At 43.7% G+C, this 20708-nt stretch carries 20 protein-coding genes, 1 rRNA gene and 1 pseudogene; 4 read left to right on the top strand and 18 right to left on the bottom strand.

Going from position 1 to position 20708, the window contains the following annotated elements:
* Positions 1–8: 8 nt before the first annotated feature.
* Positions 9–117, top strand: a 5S ribosomal RNA gene (gene rrf, locus C510_RS0112700).
* A 268-nt stretch (positions 118–385) separates the two neighbouring features.
* On the opposite strand, the gene C510_RS0112695 is transcribed toward rrf, so the two are convergent.
* The 17 genes and pseudogenes from C510_RS0112695 to C510_RS0112615 form a co-directional block, all read right to left on the bottom strand.
* Positions 386–1357 (bottom strand): glycoside hydrolase family 130 protein, encoded by a 972-nt coding sequence (locus C510_RS0112695; protein ID WP_018711719.1) that lies wholly within the window; start codon positions 1355–1357, stop codon positions 386–388.
* Positions 1358–1383: 26 nt separating this feature from the next.
* Positions 1384–2730, bottom strand: coding sequence for an MFS transporter (locus C510_RS0112690; protein WP_022338981.1), 1347 nt, complete (start codon positions 2728–2730; stop codon positions 1384–1386).
* 33 nt (positions 2731–2763) lie between these two features.
* Entirely contained in the window at positions 2764–3174 is a 411-nt protein-coding gene (locus tag C510_RS0112685; protein ID WP_018711717.1) for a hypothetical protein, read from the bottom strand.
* A gap of 141 nt (positions 3175–3315) precedes the next feature.
* Positions 3316–3474, bottom strand: a pseudogene (locus C510_RS17785) (phage integrase SAM-like domain-containing protein); the annotation flags it as partial.
* A 100-nt stretch (positions 3475–3574) separates the two neighbouring features.
* On the bottom strand, positions 3575–4699 hold the full coding sequence (locus C510_RS0112675; protein ID WP_018711715.1) for a Fic family protein: 1125 nt from the start codon (positions 4697–4699) through the stop codon (positions 3575–3577).
* 482 nt (positions 4700–5181) lie between these two features.
* Positions 5182–6141 (bottom strand): DUF2971 domain-containing protein, encoded by a 960-nt coding sequence (locus C510_RS0112670; RefSeq protein ID WP_040366264.1) that lies wholly within the window; start codon positions 6139–6141, stop codon positions 5182–5184.
* A 1-nt stretch (position 6142) separates the two neighbouring features.
* Entirely contained in the window at positions 6143–7516 is a 1374-nt protein-coding gene (locus C510_RS0112665; protein WP_244870479.1) for an ATP-binding protein, read from the bottom strand.
* A gap of 4 nt (positions 7517–7520) precedes the next feature.
* A complete protein-coding gene (locus tag C510_RS0112660; protein WP_018711712.1) occupies positions 7521–10700 on the bottom strand; it encodes a type I restriction endonuclease subunit R in 3180 nt (1059 codons plus the stop codon).
* 7 nt (positions 10701–10707) lie between these two features.
* The gene (locus C510_RS0112655; RefSeq protein ID WP_018711711.1) at positions 10708–12378 is read right to left on the bottom strand and encodes an AIPR family protein; all 1671 of its coding nucleotides are present in this window, start codon (positions 12376–12378) and stop codon (positions 10708–10710) included.
* On the bottom strand, positions 12371–13534 hold the full coding sequence (locus tag C510_RS17195) for a restriction endonuclease subunit S (protein ID WP_018711710.1): 1164 nt from the start codon (positions 13532–13534) through the stop codon (positions 12371–12373). Before C510_RS17195 ends, C510_RS0112655 begins: the two co-directional genes overlap by 8 nt.
* Positions 13527–14504, bottom strand: coding sequence for a virulence RhuM family protein/type II toxin-antitoxin system death-on-curing family toxin (locus C510_RS0112645; RefSeq protein ID WP_018711709.1), 978 nt, complete (start codon positions 14502–14504; stop codon positions 13527–13529). The genes C510_RS17195 and C510_RS0112645 overlap by 8 nt, the downstream gene beginning before the upstream one ends.
* On the bottom strand, positions 14491–16056 hold the full coding sequence (locus C510_RS0112640; protein WP_018711708.1) for a type I restriction-modification system subunit M: 1566 nt from the start codon (positions 16054–16056) through the stop codon (positions 14491–14493). The genes C510_RS0112645 and C510_RS0112640 overlap by 14 nt, the downstream gene beginning before the upstream one ends.
* A 4-nt stretch (positions 16057–16060) precedes the next feature.
* Positions 16061–16273, bottom strand: coding sequence for a helix-turn-helix transcriptional regulator (locus tag C510_RS0112635; protein WP_025892740.1), 213 nt, complete (start codon positions 16271–16273; stop codon positions 16061–16063).
* A gap of 169 nt (positions 16274–16442) precedes the next feature.
* The gene (locus tag C510_RS0112630; protein WP_018711706.1) at positions 16443–17093 is read right to left on the bottom strand and encodes a hypothetical protein; all 651 of its coding nucleotides are present in this window, start codon (positions 17091–17093) and stop codon (positions 16443–16445) included.
* 2 nt (positions 17094–17095) lie between these two features.
* Positions 17096–18034, bottom strand: a complete 939-nt coding sequence (locus C510_RS0112625; protein ID WP_018711705.1) for a relaxase/mobilization nuclease domain-containing protein — start codon at positions 18032–18034, stop codon at positions 17096–17098.
* A gap of 9 nt (positions 18035–18043) precedes the next feature.
* On the bottom strand, positions 18044–18409 hold the full coding sequence (locus C510_RS0112620) for a plasmid mobilization protein (RefSeq protein ID WP_018711704.1): 366 nt from the start codon (positions 18407–18409) through the stop codon (positions 18044–18046).
* A gap of 182 nt (positions 18410–18591) precedes the next feature.
* The gene (locus tag C510_RS0112615; RefSeq protein ID WP_018711703.1) at positions 18592–19005 is read right to left on the bottom strand and encodes a DUF3408 domain-containing protein; all 414 of its coding nucleotides are present in this window, start codon (positions 19003–19005) and stop codon (positions 18592–18594) included.
* Positions 19006–19277: 272 nt separating this feature from the next.
* Between C510_RS0112615 and C510_RS17380 the strand changes: the two genes are divergently transcribed.
* From C510_RS17380 to C510_RS0112595, 3 genes are read left to right on the top strand one after another with little or no spacing between them, the layout of a single operon-like run.
* The gene (locus C510_RS17380) at positions 19278–19565 is read left to right on the top strand and encodes a hypothetical protein (RefSeq protein ID WP_154651984.1); all 288 of its coding nucleotides are present in this window, start codon (positions 19278–19280) and stop codon (positions 19563–19565) included.
* An 11-nt stretch (positions 19566–19576) separates the two neighbouring features.
* Entirely contained in the window at positions 19577–19888 is a 312-nt protein-coding gene (locus tag C510_RS0112600) for a helix-turn-helix domain-containing protein (RefSeq protein ID WP_025892747.1), read from the top strand.
* Positions 19889–19929: 41 nt separating this feature from the next.
* Entirely contained in the window at positions 19930–20232 is a 303-nt protein-coding gene (locus C510_RS0112595) for a helix-turn-helix domain-containing protein (protein WP_018711699.1), read from the top strand.
* Between the two features lie 96 nt (positions 20233–20328).
* Here C510_RS0112595 and C510_RS0112590 read toward each other — a convergent pair whose 3' ends face one another.
* A complete protein-coding gene (locus C510_RS0112590) occupies positions 20329–20703 on the bottom strand; it encodes a virulence RhuM family protein (RefSeq protein ID WP_025892749.1) in 375 nt (124 codons plus the stop codon).
* Positions 20704–20708 lie beyond the last annotated feature (5 nt).

Below are 20708 nucleotides of genomic sequence, written 5' to 3'. Positions count from 1 at the left end.
AAAGGTATTCAGGTGACTATAGCACGAAGGTTCCACCTCTTCCCATTCCGAACAGAGAAGTTAAGCTTCGTCACGCCGATGGTACTGCGCAAGTGGGAGAGTAGGTAGTCGCCGTCTTGAAGCCCCGGATTCCGCAAGGAGGTCCGGGGCTTTTTTTGTGTCCCGGCGTGCCGTCGGTCCGCCGGACGCCCCGCACGGCCTTCCGCCGTGAATCCTCCCTCGCGGGACATATCCTTCACGGTGAAACATCCCCTTTCACCGGAAACGCCCTGTGTGCCACGCTGTTGCCTGGCCTGTGAAGGCGTGAAGCCAATTCCATAAAAAAAGGTAGGAGCAGACTTATGCTGTCCTACCTGTGTCTTATCAGAATTATTCTACGATAAATTTATACGATGGAAGTACGTTTTACGTACTCGATAATTTCGTCAATGTAGCCGAAGGCCATGCAGACAACGGTATCTGCTGCTCCATAATATACAGCTACGCGTTTTCCGTCCTGCAGTGCGGCGCAAGGGAATACTACATTCGGAACATCTCCTTGCAGTTCGTAAGGCGCTGCTGGGCCTAAGATATAATCACGTGTGCGGTACAGCACTTTTTCCGGATGTTCTGCATCCAGAATAGCAGCCCCCATGGAATAACGGAAACCGTTGCAGGTCGTGATTACTCCGTGATAAAACATCAACCATCCTGCTTCAGTCAGGAAAGGTACTGAGCCAGCTCCGATTTTTGTACATTGCCAGGCGCTTTCCGGGAAAGGTGTCACTTTCATGACACAGCGGTGTTCGCCCCAGTATTTCATATCTGGACTGAAACTGATGTAGATGTCTCCGAACGGTGTATGTCCGTTGTCGCTCGGACGACTCAGCATGGCATATTTACCGTTGATTTTCTGTGGCAGCAGTACACCGTTTCGGTTGAAAGGCAGGAATGCGTTTTCGCACTGGAAAAACTCCTTGAAATCGAATGTATAGCCGATACCGATAGTAGGTCCGTGATAACCGTTGCACCAGGTAATCCAGTAGCGGTCTTCTATCCAGGTGACACGTGGGTCATACTTGTATTCCGATTCTATCATATCGGTGTTTCCGGGCTTGAATTTGATTGGTTCGTGATTGATGTCCCAGTGGATACCGTCTTTACTGAATCCCGCAAAGATATTCATCTGTACGGCTTTGTTGTCACAACGGAATACTCCGGCGAAACCGTCGCCGAACGGTACAATGGCACTGTTGAATATACTGTTGGAACTCGGTATCTGATAACGTCCGATAACCGGATTCTGTGAGTATCTCCACATGACATCTGTACAACCTTCCGGTCGTTCTTCCCAAGGCATTTTCATTGAATCTGTCATAGCTTTTGTTTTTATGGTGAATGAATTTAATCTGTTTCTCCTTCTATTAATGTTCCATCGGCCTTATATTTGAAAGGTACGAAGTACGTAATCAGGAAGGCAGGGATGGTGGCAATCAATACAAATATAAAGAACGGTTCATATCCTCCAGGTTTGTTGAACCATTCGCCTAACACCTCGCATACCCATCCACTGAGCATTCCGGGAATCATGACTCCCAGATTCATGATACCCGAAGCAAAGGCGTAGTGAGCCATCTGATGCTTACCGGGGGCTATCTGCTGCATCATGAATAAGGTCAGTCCGACAAATCCGAAACCATAGCCAAAATATTCGAAAACGATTCCACTACAGATAAGAATCGGATTGGTGGGCTGGGCGATGGCGAAGAACGTATATACGACAAACGGTAGGTTGAAGGTGCAGCAAAGGATAAACAGTGTTTTCTGTAGTCCACGTGCTGCAATGAAATAGCCTGCCAATAAAGAACCGATGACGAAGGCGGCTGCTCCATACGAGCCGTAATAAATTCCGATTTCTTTCTCGGTGAGTCCCAGACCGCCAAGTTCGCGTGCCGTCTTTAAGAACAGGGGGACAATCTTCATGACGAATCCCTCTGCAAAGCGGTACAGGATGATGAAGAAGATGTAATAAACAATGTGACGTTTGCGGAAAAAATCTGCCAGTACTTCTATCAGTTCGTGCATTACCTGACGGGTGTTGCGGTTCTGTCCGTCTTTCTTCTTTTCGGTAGAAGGCAGACAGAAAATATGATAGATACCTAATAATACCATGATGCCGCATAAGATAGCCATGATGGTCATCCAGGCATGCCGGTTTGCCAATAGGGAGTCTGTACCGTCGGTTTCACCGAAATATTCGATCAGTAATCCAGCCAGATAAACCAGGCCACCGGTTGCCACGATTTTAGCGATATTATAAAAGGCTCCTTGCCAGCCGATGTATTTGGATTGATCGGCAGTCGATAGTTCACTCATGTATACTCCGTCGCAGGCGATGTCGTGTGTCGCTCCGCTGAAGGCAATGATGGCCAGTAGGGCGATGGAGATACTGAAGAAATGGGGCAGGTTCAGCGCAAATGCGACTAATCCAAAGGTAACGCCGGTGACCAGCTGAGTCAGGATGACGAAAAATTTCTTTGTCTTGAACAATTCCAGGAATGGACTCCACAGGGGTTTTAAGGTCCATGGAAGTAGAATCAGTGATGTCCAGAAGGTAATGAGCTTGTCTTCTACGCCCAGTCCTTTGAACATCAATACGGTGACCATATTCAGCACCACAAAAGGAAGCCCCATGGCGAAATAGGCTGTAGGCACCCATCTGATGGGGCTTGATTTTTTAGCTTCTGTCATAGTAATTAAAGGTTAACTCGGTATAAACTTGGATTATTTGTCGGTCGTAGCTTCTGTCTCTTCGATGAAGATTTTTCCATTCTTCTTTTGTATCCGTATGAGACTTCCTTTCGGATTCAGATTGAATGGGGTGATTTCTTCTGTCTGGTTATCGACTACCATCAGCATGCTTTCCTCGGCGAAACGGCGGACCTGGAATTTTCTGTCGGCATCTGTCATTGTCTGGTTCATCAGCAGGCTGTCATTGATGTAGACTGAAATACTGTCGCCTGCCATGCTTTTCTCTACACAGACCGTATAGATGTCTTGAAAGGCTTGCTCTCCGTCTTTTTTCTGGAAACGGAATCCCAGGTATAGGAACAGGCAGACGATAAAGAAGACTCCGAAGGCTAATATGCCGTTCCCTACCATGAATTGTTTATTGCTGTTGATGCTTTTACTCATAAAATCAGGATTTGTTGTAGTGGCTTAATAGGTTATCCAACACTTTGCAAAATTAATGAATTTACCGGTTGAGGAAAGTTTTCGGATAAAAAGATTTGTGCGTTCTGTCAAGAAGGTAAAGGATAGAAGCAGGGAGACTCTAGCCTGAAGCTTGTGATTTGTCAGGAATGTCGGATCAGTCTCGTTCTGTTCCTTCTTATATCCGTAAGACGGGTTCTTTTGCATTCACTCTTTGTAGATAGCCATATTGGTGATTTTCTTCAGGCATTTCATGTAGCGGACTATTGTGTTGCGACACGAAATGTTATCGGGAAGCATATATAAACTGAAAGGCATAAAGGCTGTGTGCCGGTTTTGATGAACCGATGTCACACTGCCTTTATGCTTGCATGATGAACAACTATACATCTTCAGGCATGGGGATGACAAGGATAGACTCACTGCACCGGATTCCGTAGAATACGTCACGAACCCGCCCCTGCTGGGGTATCAGAATACTCTTTTCTACCAGATCTTTTATATCGCGTGCTGCTGTATCCGGTGATACCTTTACACGTTTTGCCCAGTTCTTAGCCGTCAGTTTGCCGGGATAACCGTCCAAATATAAATTCAAGACTTCGCGTTGTCGTTCGGACAGGACTGTTTCGGCATGGGTTTGCCAGAATATGACCTTGTTAAGAACCTTCGACAATGTTTCGTCGGATTGCTCGACGGAACGGAGCAGACAGTCAAGATACCAGATGATCCATTCAGTAATTTCGCAATCTCCCTTCTGTGTTTTCTCCAATATGTCGTAATACTGTTTTTTATCCTTGTTTATCTGATGGGAGACACTGAAGAAACGCATCTTTGAGTTTTCAGCCTGTGAAAGTGCCATATCAGCAATGGCTCGTCCAATTCGTCCGTTTCCGTCATCGAAAGGATGGAGGCAGACAAACCACAAATGGGCTATCGCCGATTTTACATAGCCGTTATGTGCATCTGAATTGAACCAGTCCAGAAACCGATTCATTTCTTCGTCTATTCTTTCAGGAGCAGGCGCTACATAATGTACCTTTTCCCGACCGAACATTCCAGAAATAACTTTCATCTCTCTACTGCGGTATCGGGCTACATCTATTTTCGTTGGACCGCTCCATCCGGTAGGAAACAGGCAGTTGTGCCAGCCGAAGAGTCTTTCATGGGTAAGCGGATTGTTGAAATTGACAGTTGCATCAAGTGCCATTTCCACTACTCCGTCTATATATCGTGAAGATTCGGTCGGATTCGGTAGTTGTACTCCGAGTTTGCGGGCTACAGATGAACGTACCTGTTCATTGTTCAATTCCACTCCTTCAATTTCTGATGATGCAATGATGTCATGAGAGATGGATTCAACTACGGCAGACATCTTGTCGTTAAAACCGATTACACTAAGGCGCCCCATCAGATAACCGACAGCTTTGTTTACCTTGTTCAGTTTCTCACCGACAAGTTCCTTGTTCCACGAAAAGGAAGGCCATTCTTTATGTTCATGTATATACATAGGCATCACTGTTTTCTGCAAATATACGGTTTTGCGGATAATTAACCGCAAATTTTGCGGCTTATTATCCGCATGAAATAGTGAAATCAATATTTATCAGCATTTTAGATATGACTTATGGTTACCATTCACCATGCAGATAACCATTGACTTTTCAGATTGGAACAGTCTGCTTATTATATATTTGCATAATTGTTGGGTTTCATATAACGGATGACGGCATTCTGCTGACATTCATTTTGCCGTTTTTTGCGTGTCGGGAGAAAACAAAAAATCCCGATTTCGCTTGGAAATCAGGATTTTACTGTGTTTTGTCTTTCTTCAAAGTGGTGCCACCAGGAATCGTAATATAACGATAAGTGGCTGAATATCTTTGATGTATCTTTCTGCTAGTAGCGTAATCTCCCGCTATTGCTCCACCGGATTGTTGCAGCGTTCTGCGTCAGGTTGCGTGGAGGTTTCCCTTTGCAAAGATACAAATATTATTTTTGAAGCAAAATACTTTTGTCTTTTTGCGGCAACTTTTGAATCTTTACCTTAACATTATCAAATCCTTTTTGTTTAAGTATATTTTCTGCTTTTAATTTAGACTCATTATTTAACACAAGAACTTGTGACAAGGATTTCTCAGGTAAAGGAAACTCTCTGTAATAACAAACTGTATTGTCATCACGTAATCTGCTCTTTTCTTGCATAATTGTATTTGCGATGTTTTTGGCATCTAAATTAGAGTGAAAAGCATGGCATAAATCTTGTATTAGTGGTATATTGTTATAGATGAAATCTGCATATCTAGGTACTGGTACAGATAATATTATTCTTGTTTCTTCTTCCTTGCAAAATTTTTTTCTTTTGAGAGCTGGGGCTGCAAAGGCTAACATAAACATAGCCATAAATACCACAAATGCTTGAGGTCTTTTCGACAGTAAATCAAATGCGTCTTTTCCTCCATCCTTTAATAATCTTAAACCTGTATTCGTATAGTAAAGATTGATAAAATCTTGGATTTTTTGCTCTTTTGCAGAATCTACATATATACACTTTTCCAACCTATATAATGCATAATCCTTAAATTCGGTGTTTACTTGAGGTAATGCCAGTTCTAGAACAACACCGTTATTATGGTTAGCATAGTTTTCCCACATATACGCATTGTCATTTCGTGAAGTAATAGATATAACATAAGGGAAAGGTAGATTTATATTTTCTACTATAAGTTCATGTTTAAAAAACGCGGCAATCTTTCTGTCTTCTTGTAAATTACCCTGCTTCTCAAGATTTAATAAACATTCTCTTAAACAATCTATGCCAAAAAGATATTCCTCTTTGTCTTTAAAGCAATCATAACGAGTTGCCCAGAAACATAATTTCTTCTCACCAACTTCATTTCTCTGTAAAATACCGTTGAGAGCTTCTAATGATGTATAATGATAATATGACATATTAATCAACATTTATTAATTTCCAATAACCACCTTTATTTGGACCTATATGTTTTATTATTCCTCTTTCTTGAAGTGAAGCCAACCGACGTTTTACGCTGCTTTCGTGTATACCTAAGCGATTTACCATTTCTTTTCTTTGTATATAAGGATTATCTTTTATCAATTCAAGTATGGCATCTTCTTGTTTTTGTTGATCTGTTTCTGGCCGTTTCTGGGTCGTTTTCTGGGTCGATTTTGGGTCGCTTGGGATTGTCGCTCTTTCCGGGTACTCAAACTTAAAAGTCGTCCATATACCCGAAGCATCATAGCGGAACTCCGGTGTGGAGAAACCATCATTCTTACAAGCCGTGATGATGCGCTCAATGCCGCGTCCCCATGCTTCAATTTCACCTGCGCGGAAGAATGTGTTGGCTATATCAGGGTTGTAAGGCATACTTCGATGAGAAGACAATAAGGTTTCCACAGTCCATCCTTCGGGCAACACTCCACCGTTTATTATCTCCAACTTATTCTCATACACGCGGATTTGGATGGGAGAAGGTTCTGCATAGTCTTTGTTGATACAGGCATTTAATAATGCCTCACGCAGAGCCTCACGGGGCATAGGCAATGTTTCTATCCGTTGGATGCCCTCGTAGGTTATGATAGCTTTCATGTATTTGGTACATAGCAAGTCCATCAGTTTCACAATTTGCTGGAACAGGTTACCATGCACTTCGTCTTGATATACCAAATCCATGCCTTCGCGGAAGAAGCCGACCTTTACAAATGCCCCGGTCACATATTGTTCTGGGTCGGGATGGAACAACAACGCAGCTGCTCGTTTCAGGTAATTGCCTTCATAGAGCCGCAGCTTTTCCAACAATCCGTGATTGTCGTCCATTAAGTCCGCTTCCTCCATACGTCCGCTCCGTTTGGCATACTTGCGGAACAAATCAAACGTAGCGTTGTCCAAGTCCTCTGCTTTCAGATAAGGTACTGGCACACCATCCCATGTCTTACCCTGCTTGCGAAGCATGAAGCGGTCGAGTACAGCCCCTTTCAGTTCCTGATTGGTTGCGCCACTCCGCTGGTAATACTTGCCACGAAAACTGATCGGATAAGGGTAAGCCTCCGTCACAATCTCCAGATATTGTTTTTCGTCCTTTTCTTTCAAATTGACTTCCACCAAAATGCCCATCATGTCACGCACCTTGTTCGGAATGTCCTCCATCAACTTCTTGGCTTCCTGTACACCGCACACTTCGCCATTGTCGCGCAAACCGATATACAGCGTACCGCCTTGTGCATTGGCAAAGCCGCATATCCATTTCAGATATTCGTCGCGCCAAGATTCTTTGAATTCTATGTTTTGAGATTCGGCTTTCATCATATTGTCATCCATTGTATTTCTTGAAATTCTCCGCTTGTTCCAAAATCTCTTTAAACACCTCGTCATTCGTTACCGGAGGATAGCCATATTCGGCTAAGACCAAAATCAAATCCATTTTCAGTTCTGCCTTTATGTCATCACGGGTGGACCAGTCTGTGTACTTGGACTTGTCTGCTACAATCTTCTTGATTTCAGCAGCGAGTTTAAGCAACTTGTCTTCGGGATATTCAAAACCAAACTGTTTGGCGATGGATTTCAGAATATCATAAAAGGCTTTTTCTTCGTAGCTAATGCCTAAATCAAGGAAAGATTTCTTCTCCTTGTTTAGTTCTTTCAACAAGTCAGCCATCTGATTAGCCACTTCCGTCAAGACCTCATCCGCAAAGATAGCACTATCTCTGCGTTCGTTGTATTTGTCAACCAAAGCACTCAAGCGTTTGGAGAAGTCTACGCCTTTCGCCTTGTTCACCTTCTTGAACTCTGTGATGACGGTTTTCAGCAGGCGTTCCATGAGTTTTACTTTCGTATTGGGCAGTTTTAGTTTGCCAAGGCGTTCCATGTATTCTTCGCTCAGCACATCCAAGTTTTCTTTGTCATTGCCTATCTGGATGATTTCTTCCACGCCTTCTGATTGGATGGCTTCTTCTATCATTTCGTTGACACGACGGTTCATCTGAGAGATGTCCGGCGTATCACCTATTGTCAATTTATAAATAATGGAACGTACACCGCAAAAATAATGAATTTCTTCACGCTCGTCGTCGCTTATCTCTTCACTATTGCTGCACAAGTTAAATGCCGATTTTAGTTTCTTGGCGTGTCCCATGAATAAGTTTTCCTGTTCTTTCGTCCGCTGCATAAACTCGGCGCCCTTGTTCAGACAGTCTAATTGTTCCAATGGTGTACCCGTAGAAAATTTTGAATAGTCAAACTTGCCGAACATCCGCCGGATAATATCCAACTCATCTTTCACCATCGCAACGGACTGCTCAATGCTTTCCACCGAGTCCAAGTTGGCATCACCTTGCGCATAACGCTTCAATGCCACATTCATGTTGCTTTTGATGCCGATATAATCCACCACCAGGCCTTTCTCCTTGCCCGGATAAACACGGTTCACCCGTGAAATGGTCTGTACCAGTGTATGTTGTTGCAAAGGCTTGTCAATGTACATCGTGTCCAGACAATCCACATCAAAACCGGTTGTCCACATATCGACTACAATGGCAATCTTGAAGTTTGATTTCGGCTTTTTGAACTCCTCAGCCCAAGCACGGCGGTCTTCATCCGTTCCCAGCAAGTTGTAAAGTTCCGGTTCATCGTCCTTGCTTCGGGTCATTATCAGCTTTATTTCCTCGATGGGGAGTTCTTGATTTCCATAAGGAATACGCGGTTCTGCCGCCATCATATAATGGTATTCATGCGCTTCTTCGCCGGGTATCTTTGCCCACTCTGGACGCAAAGCGATAATCTTTTTATAAAGGTTGAAAGCGATAGTTCGGTTGGAACAAACGAACATTGCCTTTCCCTCTACCGTACTCCCTTCTTCCACCCGTTTCTCATAGTGGGCAATAAAGTCTTCGGCTACGGCTTGCAGACGGTCGGAGTCTCCCAAGATGCGTTCCATCTTGGTAACGGCTTTTTTGCTTTCTTCTATCTGGTATTCATTCGCTCCTTCTTCCGCACATTGCTGGTAATAATTCTCTATTTCTTGCAATTTCTTATTGTCAAGCAAAACCTTAGCAGCACGTCCTTCGTACACAATACGCCGTGTGATGCCATCCTCCACCGATTCGGTCATCGTGTAGGCATCTACCACCTCGCCAAACACATCTATCGTGGCATCAATCGGCGTTCCCGTGAAACCTACGTACGTGGCATTGGGTAATGAATCATGCAGGTATTTGGCAAAGCCGTAGTTGCGTTTCACTCCCTTGTCAGTCTGCTTGACTTGTAAGGATAAGTTCGTTTGGGAGCGGTGTGCCTCGTCTGATATGCAGATGATGTTTGCCCGTTCAGACAATAGCCGTGTGTCTTCGGTAAACTTATGTATGGTGGTCAGGAACACGCCGCCGCTGGTTCGCCCGGCCAAATGTTCCCGGAGTTTATCCCGACTTTCTACTTCCACTACACATTCATCGCCGATGAACTTCTTAGCCGTTCCAAATAGTTTGGAAAGCTGGTCATCCAAATCGGTACGGTCGGTTATCAGGACTATCGTAGGGCTGGCAAACTCCCGGCTTCGCATCAACATACGGGTAAGGAATAGCATCGTGATACTTTTACCACAACCCGTTGCCCCGAAGTAAGTTCCTCCTTTTCCATCGCCACCTCCTTGGAGTTTGGAGTGCAGACGGATATTCTCGAATAGCTTGTGTGTGGCAAAAAATTGCGGATAGCGGCAAACCACTTTCTTCTCGTTCTTCGATGAATCTGGAAAGAACACGAAGTCCTTTATCACGCTCAACAGCCTTTCTTTCCGGAACAATCCTTGCACCATCGTCAGCAATGAGTTGATGCCGTCTGTTGCCTTATCATCCGCCTCTACTTTTCGCCACGCATAAAAGAAATCGTAAGGTGAAAACAGAGAACCATATTTATTGTTCACCCCATCACTAATCACCACAAAAGCATTGTATTTGAACAAGTCGGGAATATCGCGGCAGTAGCGCACGGTGAGTTGGGTATAAGCGTCCATAATGGTCGTCTCTTCTTTTACGGCACTCTTGAACTCCAACACCACCACGGGCAGGCCATTCACATAAACAATGCCATCGGGAATACGTCGCTCCGCGCCCTGTATCTCTAACTGGTTGACTATGCGGAACAGGTTGTTTTTTATGCCATCTTTGCTGAAATCTATCGGCTCAATAAACAAATCTGGCAAAGCCGTATTTTCACGCTTCAACGAAAAGCCTTCTGTCATCAGCCGATAGGTGTGGCGGTTCTGTTCATACAAGGAGAAGCCCACATTGGCTGTTAGCATGGCGATGGTTCGCTCTATTTCCAACGGCGTGATACTTTCGTCTTTGTATCGGTTGTGCAGATATAGGCGCATATCGTTCCGAAGCAAGACATCGCTTACTTCCTTATGGATTTCTTCTTCGCTTGTGTATGTGTAACCCTCTTGTTGAAACAGTTCCATGATGGATAGTTCGAGGGCGTGTTCGTTGAAGTGTGGCATAATGACGTTATTTTAATAATAGGGATTGTAATTCTCTACATTTTGTATAATTCCTAAATATTTGATGTACTAATGATGTTTTATATTTTTTTTCTACAGCAGATACAATTTTCTTTTCTATTGTTTCTATATCTTGTTGTACTCTATTTTCTAAATATGAATCAAAATCTAGATTTTCATCACCTAATAAGGAGGCATTTTTATTTAACAAAATGTGTAAAACAAATCTATTTGAATGAATTAGGCATTGTTTTTCTTTCCCTTTTTTATCCTTTGAGTTGATTTTAATGTAATTATTAAGTTTTCTCATGATTTGCACACATCGCCAAACCTTTATGGCAGTCAATTTTTCATTAATAATTAATGTATAGGGTTCTTGATTTATATCATTCCATAATAAACCAACTTCACGTTTTGCAGTCACTGCAATATCTATATTAGATAAAGAGCATCCAACTGCAACAATAACATCTTCAACAGTACATGAAGTTTCATTAATATTCATTCCTGCATATCGCTTTATATGATAATCTACACCTAATATTGCTAACTCAGTTTTTAATTTATCTTGTAATGGGTCAAGTGACACAAAATCTCTTTTTTCTATTCTATTCTGTGTATTTGTCTTTTTTGTGACATTTTCTCCAAATTCTTGAGGGCAATTTTCCAAAGATATCAACTTGACAGACACCCATATTTTCTCAACAGAATCAGGGCTTTGACTATATGCTTTTCCTATTGTACCTACTGTTTGAGCACCGTTTACGACTTTAAGATTTTTAGCATCAAACGTACCAGCATTTTGTTGAACAAGAGGTTTTTTTACAAATGAATCACATAATAATGTAATTCCATTATTGTAATAAAGGAAGTTTTCAGGATATTGTAAAATGGTATTTTGCATGTCTTCGTTAACAACACTATCTCCTAAAAAGCCTCGTATATTTTCATTAAATAGTTTATTCCTATATTTATCCCACAATTGAGCAAAGACACTACCGTTAACGATTCCATAAATCATTTTGTATGGTGTGTCAATTTTTTCAAAATGCTCTACTGTTATTTCACTGTTTATGGGCTGTCCTTCTGATAAACCGGCTAATGCTTTATGGGCTTTTGACAAAGTAAATGTTTCAAAAGAAATCAACTCTTCCGAATCTTCATTTATATCTTTTAATAATCGATTAATTGCATCATTATTATGAGTGGATAATTTATCATCACCTGTATAAGCAAGTATTAGATGAATTTTTACAGTATAATCATTTAGAGCATCTTCTATATCATCTTGTTTCATTTTGATTTTATCATTAAATGAATCAAAATCATTTTCAATGATTTTTCTAATACCAGAACAAAACTTAAGAGTATCTCCGGACTCTGGCTCTCCTATACCTTTTCTTTTCCATTTACTTTGAACTAACCATAATATTTTAGTTACCCGGTCGAATAAAACTGCATCAATTCCATTATCATTTACACCATCTGTTATGGAATTTGCAGCAACATCTTCCGAAGCACATGCTATAACCTGTAGCGAATATGCCGCATAAGCTCTTGTTAATAGAAGTGCTTCTTTATCTTCAGTTTTCGTTGTTAAACAATCTGATACGTCTATTTTACCTGAATAGTTTCTTTTCAACATAGAAGCTATGTGTCTTACTTGTAATTCACTCATGTCTATAATATTTTGATTTTTGCCCCATCTTCGCCAAAAGCAAAGACTGTAATTCTTTTAATTTACATATTTCGTTTTGTAATAATAAAATCTTTTTCTCAACAACATTTGCCCTATCATCGAATGATTTTATTATATCAGAGGATGGAATAAGGCAGTCTAAATTTTTTATTGCTGAATGAGTAATGGCTGGCATTGTAGAACTCGCAGCAGAATTTTTTATTTGCTTTTGAATTTCTTCGTTTCTTAGGAAATAATATAAATAGTTGCAGGTCAACCTCTTTATTGGTGAAACTTTAAATAAATTATTTGCAATGACACCTTCTAATCTTCGACAAATTGTTCCTGCGTCTCCATAGCGTATAATAACGATATCATTTACAGTGCAGAAGTATCGTTCATTTATGATATTAACATATCTTGGTGGCTCAGAAGAGTTAGGAGTATAATCTATTATTCTAATGAACCGATTATATCCTTTCAACTTAACAAGTGATTGTTTTTCTACTTCAACTTGTACACCCTGAGATAATTCTACATAATCCCCTAATTTTTCAATTTTCCATCCTTCCGGCAAATCCTCCTTATCAATCCCGTCCACAAACATCTTGCGATAGAGAGTTTGCGCCGTTTTTTCCAACTTAGTGATGATTTGCTCATTAAGGCGAATGCGACGGGTAATAGCTTCGTATTCGAATACAATTTTTTGCTGCTGTTCTATGGGAGGAATGGGTAATTCCACATCACACATTTCTTCCCAACTAAAAATTTCTCGCGCACTGCCGTGTGATTTGAAACGGGCATAACGGTCAAACTCCGGGCGACGAAACCACATCATCAGGTATTCGGGGAGAAGTTCTTGCTTGTTCTTAACTTCAAATATCGTATAGGCTTGTGAAACTATTGCTTTTTCATCGTCCTTGTACAAAGCAATAGAAACCTTATCTCCATTACGTGATGTAACCGGACCGTATGCAAATTGCCGAGGTTCAACTACCTTATAAGAAGACATATCCGTTCCAATAGTGTTCGCAATGGATGGCATGAACTCTTTGGAAATACTGACGCCTAATAGTTTCGTCACCTCCAAATCCCGATCCCTTATATCCACCTCGCGGATATAATCGCCCAGCCGTTTCATTTCTCCCTTATTCATAGTTGTTCTTGTTTATCAGGTTCACAACTACTTTTACCATCACATCTTTTTCCTCCGTACGACTTTCGGCAATCATCAGTGTAAGGGCGACAAGTGTGTTGTCGGCTATGCGTTTCGTACCGTCCGGATTGTAAAGGATACCGTTGCCTGCCATAAACCATAAGAATAGCGTGGCGGCTATGCGCTTGTTGCCATCGCTGAACGAATGATTCTTGGTTACGAGATAAAGCAACATGGCGGCTTTTTCTTCTACTGACGGATAGAGGTCTTGTCCGCCGAATGTCTGGTATATCTGTCCGATGGAACTCTTGAACGAATCATCTTTTTCATGGGCGAACCATTGACTTCCTCCAAACTTGGCTTTCAGTTCTTCGATAGCTTGCATGGCACCTTCATACGTTGCACGGAATTTTGCTTCGTTCGTAGTCTGCTCTACCGACAACTGCTGATAATCATACTTGTCCAACGTATCAAGGGCATAGGCATAGTCGGAAACCACTTCCACCAGATTGAGGGCATCATCGGAAGTCAATGCCTCTTGTGCCTTGACCGTCCTGCCTAAGACGGCGACCAACTGTTTCAGTTCCGTATAGCGTTGTTCCGTCAAAGCTTTATTGACGGCATAACCTTTCACCAGATACTCTTTCAACACTCTATTTGCCCAAATGCGAAATTGCGTGCCGCGCTGGCTTTTTACACGATAGCCTACGGAGATGATGACATCAAGAGAATAAAAAGCAACCGACTGTTTCACTCCATCAACACGCAAAAAATGCGTGTTGTTCTTTTTCTCCAACTCATTTTCAGAAAACACATTATTGATGTGCTTTCTTATGGTCTTTTCATCCCTTTCGAATAATGCTGCCATTTGATTGGCAGATAACCATACCGTGTCATTCTCCAATTTCACATCAATGGATGTCTTTCCATCTTTCGTCTGATAGATTACAATCTTGTCATTCAAATCCATACCCCAACTCTTTAAACAGGTTCAACAACTCCTTTTTGCTTTCTTCCTCTTCGCGGAGCAATTCTTGCATCTCGCTTTGCAATTGCTTCATCTTCGTATCGAAGTCGATGCCTTCATCCCGGTTCTTGAACTCGATGTATTTGCTGGGCACGAGCGACCAACCTTTTGCTTCGATTTCTTCCAGCGTAGCAGAATAACAGTATTCGGGAACATTGCGATAGGTATCTTCATAACCTTCGCGTTGCCAGTTATGGAAGTTTTCGGCTATCTGTGCAATCTGTTCCCCGGAGAACTGGATATATTTCTTCTCGAACGGTTCTCCCCATTGACGTAAGTCGATAAACAAAACCTCATTCTCTCGGTTGCGGTAGTTCACCAATTCGCCGTTCTGTTCTACAGTACGGGCTTTGCGGTTGCCAGCCAATATCCAAAGTGTAACGCTGATATCCGTAGAGTAGAACATATTACGAGGGAGGATTACAATGGCTTCCACCAAATGGTTCTTCAATAGTTGGCGACGTATGTTCAACTCTGTACCATCGCCGCTCAACGCACCGTTGGCAAGCAGAAAGCCCGCCATGCCATTGGCAGATAGTTTAGATACGATATTCAGAATCCATCCATAGTTGGCGTTACTCGTGGGCGGCACGTCATAACCGTGCCAACGCGGGTCGTTGGTCAATTCGTTTTCCGCCCGCCATGCCTTTTGGTTGAAAGGCGGATTTGCCATGATGAAGTCCGCTTTCAAGTCCTTGTGTTGGTCGTCATGGAACGTATCGGCAGCCTTTTCGCCCAAGTTGCAGGCTATGCCACGGATGGCAAGATTCATCTTCGCCAACTTATATGTCGTGTTGGTGTATTCCTGTCCATAGACGGAAATGTCTTTCTTGTTGCCGTGGTGTGCTTCAATAAATTTCATGCTCTGTACGAACATGCCTCCGGAACCGCAACAAGGGTCATAAATCTTGCCCCGGTAAGGCTGTATCATTTCCGCTATCAGGTTGACTATCGTCTTGGGCGTATAATACTCCCCTTTACCTTTTCCTTCGGCTATGGCAAACTTGCCCAAGAAATATTCGTAGACACGTCCAATTAAGTCGTGTTCCTTGTCTTTCTGTGTATCAATCTTTCCGATAACGTCCAACAGGCTTGCCAATTTGGTACGGTCAAGCCCTAATCCGGAATAATAATTACTTGGTAAAGCCCCTTTCAGTGTCGGGTTGTCTTTCTCCACCTGAGCCAAAGCCGCATCTATTTTGATGGCGATGTCGTTCTGTTTGGCATTTTCTATCAAATAGTCCCAGCGGCTTACTTCATTTAAGTAGAAAACATTCTTGGCGTTATAAAATACAGGCTGTTCAATAAACGCTTCCTTGCCGTCTGCAATCAATTCGTTGCGGCGTTCCACAAAGCGGTCGTAGGCATATTTCAGGAATATCAGACTCAATACCACATGCTTGTATTCCGAAGGTTCAACAGACCCGCGTAATTTATTCGCCGAATCCCAAAGGGTTTCTTCTATGCTCTTTTCTTTCTGCTGTTTCTTTGCCATGACCTTATTCTTCTATCCCGTTATTAATCAATCTTCTCGCATCTACATTCAATATGGATGCTATCTTCATCAGCATTTCCAATGAGGGTTGGGTCGTATTGGAACACCAGCGCGATATGGTCGCCTCGTTCTTTCCTAACTGTTCAGCCAACCATTTCCCAGTTTTCCCTTGTTCTACCAATACTATTTTTAGTCGATTTATTTTTTCTGTTCCCATATTAAAACGTATTGCATACGTGCAATAATAATTGATTGTATCTGCAAAGATAATGATTACTTATCAAAAGTACTCAAGCTTTGACGACAAACTGCTTTTATAATTGAAATTTGTGTATTACCCACTCTTTTTATGGAGGCCGTATCGGGCGTTTTATATGTGTCATATCTTACTTTTTAATTTGTTCCACTTTCAACTTCTCCTGCATCAGACTGTCCGACAAGGTCTTTAACCCTTTGTCGTAGCCGTCAGCCTCCTGCCGTATCCATTCGATGGCTTCCTCGTTGCGGTGGATGTCGAACACGTCATTCAACCAAAGGATATGATTGGCGTTGCAACCTCCCCATGAGCGGATGACACGGAACTTCAACGCATCGTCCGCATACTGACGCTTGGATTTCCAAAGCTCGATGTTACCCCAGACGGAAAGGCTGCACACGATACCCATGCCGACCAAAAGAGAAAACACCTTGCTTGACCGGATATCAAAACTGTGACGGTGGATATGCTCCTGCGGCTCATCTTTCCGTTCTTCCGAACTTTTGACAAACGATTCTTTCAAGTCACGCAACAAGTGCAGAATCCTATTCGATGCGTGAACTTCTGCCTCCCCAAACTTGGTCAGCATGGCATTGATCTGTGCTTGATGCTCTTTTGCGGAATTCTCGAACAGCTCCTTTATGGGGTTCAAGTCCACCGCCGGAGGCTGTCCATCTGACTGGGCATTTGCTACTTTTGGAGCGTTCTCCAACTTCCCGTTGATACCCTTGAGGCCATTCTTGATGTCCTCAAAGAGCGCATAAACTTCATTATTGTCCATTTTTAGAATCCTATTTTACGTTGTTTCTTTTTCTTGTTCCTGCGTTTTAATTCTTCCTCGAAACGGTTTTCCTCAGCCTGTCCGTCCGCGTTGTCCGGCATGAAAAGACCAATCGAACCGCTGTACAAATCATCGTTGCCCCTTGGTTCGGTTGGGAACGTGGACTGTTCTTCACGACACGAGGGCGGCTGCATTTCCATTCGCTCGGTATGTCTGTTACGTTCCAATGCAGCATCTATCTTGGAATAGCTGAACCGCCTGTCAATCTTGGAACCGCTGAACGAATAGCCGTTCATGGTGAAAACTACACCCTGTACCTCGTCCGACTTGCCCTTGTACTTGAACTGCATATCCACGCCTTGCTTCTCCAAATTAGCGGCTAACTGCCGCCAGTTTCCGCACCTCGAAACCTCCGATTTAAGGATGGAGTAAAGCCCGTACTTGGTCTTGTCCGGCTCTTTCAGGCGATGGCGTTTCACCTGTTCCTTGCCGCTGGCGAAGTACAGGTTATATTTCTTCGTCAGTTCCTTGCAGATGCGTGCGCTGCGTATCCGCTCGTTGCGGTCGCTGATTGTCCTGCCGTTATTGGCGATTCGGTTGAAGGCTATATGCACGTGCGGATGCTCCTTGTCGAAGTGGCGCACAATGAGAATCTGCGTGTCGGTTATTCCCATTTCCGTCAGATATTCCAACGCTATTCCTGCCATTGCGCGGTCGGTCAGGCGGTGTTCGTCTTCCTTATGAAAAGCCAACGAAATGTGTCCGACAGGCTTCGTAAGCTTTGGATTCATCTTTGATTGCGCCTCGAAGCTCATGGCTATCGTGTCCTTGTCCTCGGCAAACAGCCCGTCACAGACAAGGATTTTAGCGTCCTTTTTCTTGTCAAGAATGTAGTTTACCACACCCCTGAAACTGCTTCCCTTTACGATTTTAGCTATCATATCCGGCTGTCATAAGAGGATTAAATTCAACAGTTCTTCGATACGTGCCACGAGTATGCGGCATTCCATCCTTACCGTAACGAAGCCTGCGGCGTTCGCCTTGTGCGCAAGCTGGTTCAGGTTGTTCGCCATGCCGCAAAGTTGGCGGACGTAACCAGTGTGTTCCGGCGTGAGTCGCTCCTTCACCCGCCCGTCCCTCATGCAACGGCGCAGGAACTCCCCGGCGGATATGCCTGCGCTCCGTGCCTTGCCTTTCAGCGTGTAGTAGTCCGATGTCGCCATCTTCACCGTTAGGCGGTATTTCAGCTTGTCAGCCGCGCCCTTCTTAGGGCGGCCTCCCTTGTTCCTGTTATTGATTTTCCGTTTCTGTTCCATTGATTTCTAATGATTAAAGTGTACATACATAATAGACCAACGGGATGCGGCTCTCTACGGAGTTCATGAGTGGGAGCAGGCGGTTTCGGTATGCCCGAAACACAAACTTGCTCCCCTCAAAACTCCGTTGGATTGGTTCAGAGTAACTCTGAATTGCGCCCCGTCAATCCACTTCTTAATTTTCAGAGTTTACGCCATGCCTCGATGTCTTCCCCGTAGGTGGCAAGGTGCTGCCGGGTGATGTTCTCCACCAGTCCCGACACACTCATCCTGCGCTCGCCGAACATGCGGACGATGCGGTCAAGGGCGTCGCGCGTGCTACGGCTGAGGAACACGGGCTTGCGGTCTTCGATGGACGGAACGGTGAGAAAAGATTCCTTGTATTCCTCCAACGATGCCCGTCGCTGCTTGCCGCTGATGCGGCGTACCACCTGCGGAGTTTCATCCACTTGTTCCGGCACGGCTTCACCAGCCTGTTCCAGTACAACCTCGCTTGTCTTTTCCGGCTGTTCCTTTGTGCCGGCAGATTGTGTGTCGGGCTTCAGTGTTTCCATACTCGGCTTGTTGCCTAAAAAATCCTGTAATGTTGCATCCATACTTTGGCAGCTTAAATTTTTCTTCATACTTGTTTGAATTAAATGTTTAACAATGTAGGTCGTTGTGCGCACATTTGACCGATTATCGGTCGCAAAGGAAATGTCTGTATTGCAAGCAGTCAAACGAATGGATTGGCTGTGGCAACAATGTACGGTTTTGCACTTTACGCATTGCCGGAACGGTTCAGGCTGCACCGTTTTGCCATTGTACATGAAACGGGTATTGGAAATTTTAAGGGCTTAATTGGAGCGGTCGGGGCGGATTTAAGGATATGGCTTTTAGAAAACCTGAAGAATATATTTTCGGATGGTATATGAACCAGAAGAACGCCACAGGCTACCACATCGACGCCAAATGCTGCCACACAGATGTGAAGTGGTCGGATTATGCCAGACTTCACTTTTCTTTGCATCACGGACGCTTGGAACAGACATTACGGGTTCGGTGGATAACGCCACTCCCGGCCACTTGCTGCCACAAGCTGCCAACAGATTGCAAAGCCATTGTTTTATACAAGCAACGGCTTTACTTTGCAGGCAAAAAGAAGAACAATCAGTAAATATAATGAGTATGGAAATTGTAATCATTTCAAAAAGCAAGTATGATGAAATGGTCGGCAAGCTCAACCGCCTGTCCGACCGGGTGAATGAAATCCTTCGTAAGAGGGAAGGAAAACGGCTCAGCCGTTGGATGGACAACCAAGAAGTTTGCCAACAGTTGCGCATCAGTCCGCGCACCTTGCAGACGTTCCGCGACAACGGCACGCTGGCTTACTCGCAAATCGGGCATAAGATTTTCTACAAGCCGGAGGATGTGCAGCGCATCGTCCGGCTCGTGGAGGACAGGCGTAAGGATGCAGCCTATCGTGGCTGTAGCATTTAATCAGACAATCAGAAGTATAACCACTAAATCCACTGTAAATTATGAACGACTTGATTCTTGCCGACCGTGAACTGGAGGTCGGCTTCATCGGACAACTGGATGCCCTGCTTGAAGGCATCGAAAGAATGGACGCGAGCCATAAGGCTTCGCCAAGTAACGAACAGTTCCTGACGGACAAGGAAGTGTCGGCATGGCTCAAGGTGAGCCGACGCACCTTGCAGGACTACCGCAACAACGGGATGGTGTCCTACTACCAATTAGGTGGAAAAATTCTGTATAAGGAATCGGATATCGAACGGATGGTGATGAGCGGGTATCGAAACGCCTATCGTCTGGAAACGTAAATCTGAACGTACAAAAACAAATGAGGCCGATGGTCGGACAGTTATCTTGCCGCCATCGGCTTATTTTTTTTTACAGGAAGGTCGGTTCGCCTTATCCTAACACGTGCATCGTGGATGGGTATCGGATAGCGAAAAGAACAAATGGATGGAATTTCCTCTATCGAAAGAACAGAGTTTTCCCATGATGAACCGCCGGAAAGCCATACTTTCCCTACTTCTCAACTTGAAGGAAACGGCAACCACCATTTCAAGGCTGTAAACATCATAATTAATCCCGTTGTCCTGCCTGATGTACCGTTTCGTTTCGCTTTCAAACAACTCCATGTTTTTGTAAATGGCGTGTACAGCCTTGCGGATGTCGCAGTCGAACACATTGAACGCATCGGACATTTCCTGCTGCGTCATCCAGACGGGAGCGGTCGGCATCGTGACCGCCCCGTTTTCAGTGATTGTGATTATTCCTCTTTCCATAGTCC

The organism is Phocaeicola barnesiae DSM 18169 = JCM 13652 (assembly GCF_000374585.1).
Taxonomy (GTDB): domain Bacteria; phylum Bacteroidota; class Bacteroidia; order Bacteroidales; family Bacteroidaceae; genus Phocaeicola; species Phocaeicola barnesiae.
This window is presented reverse-complemented; position numbering and strand designations above follow the sequence as displayed.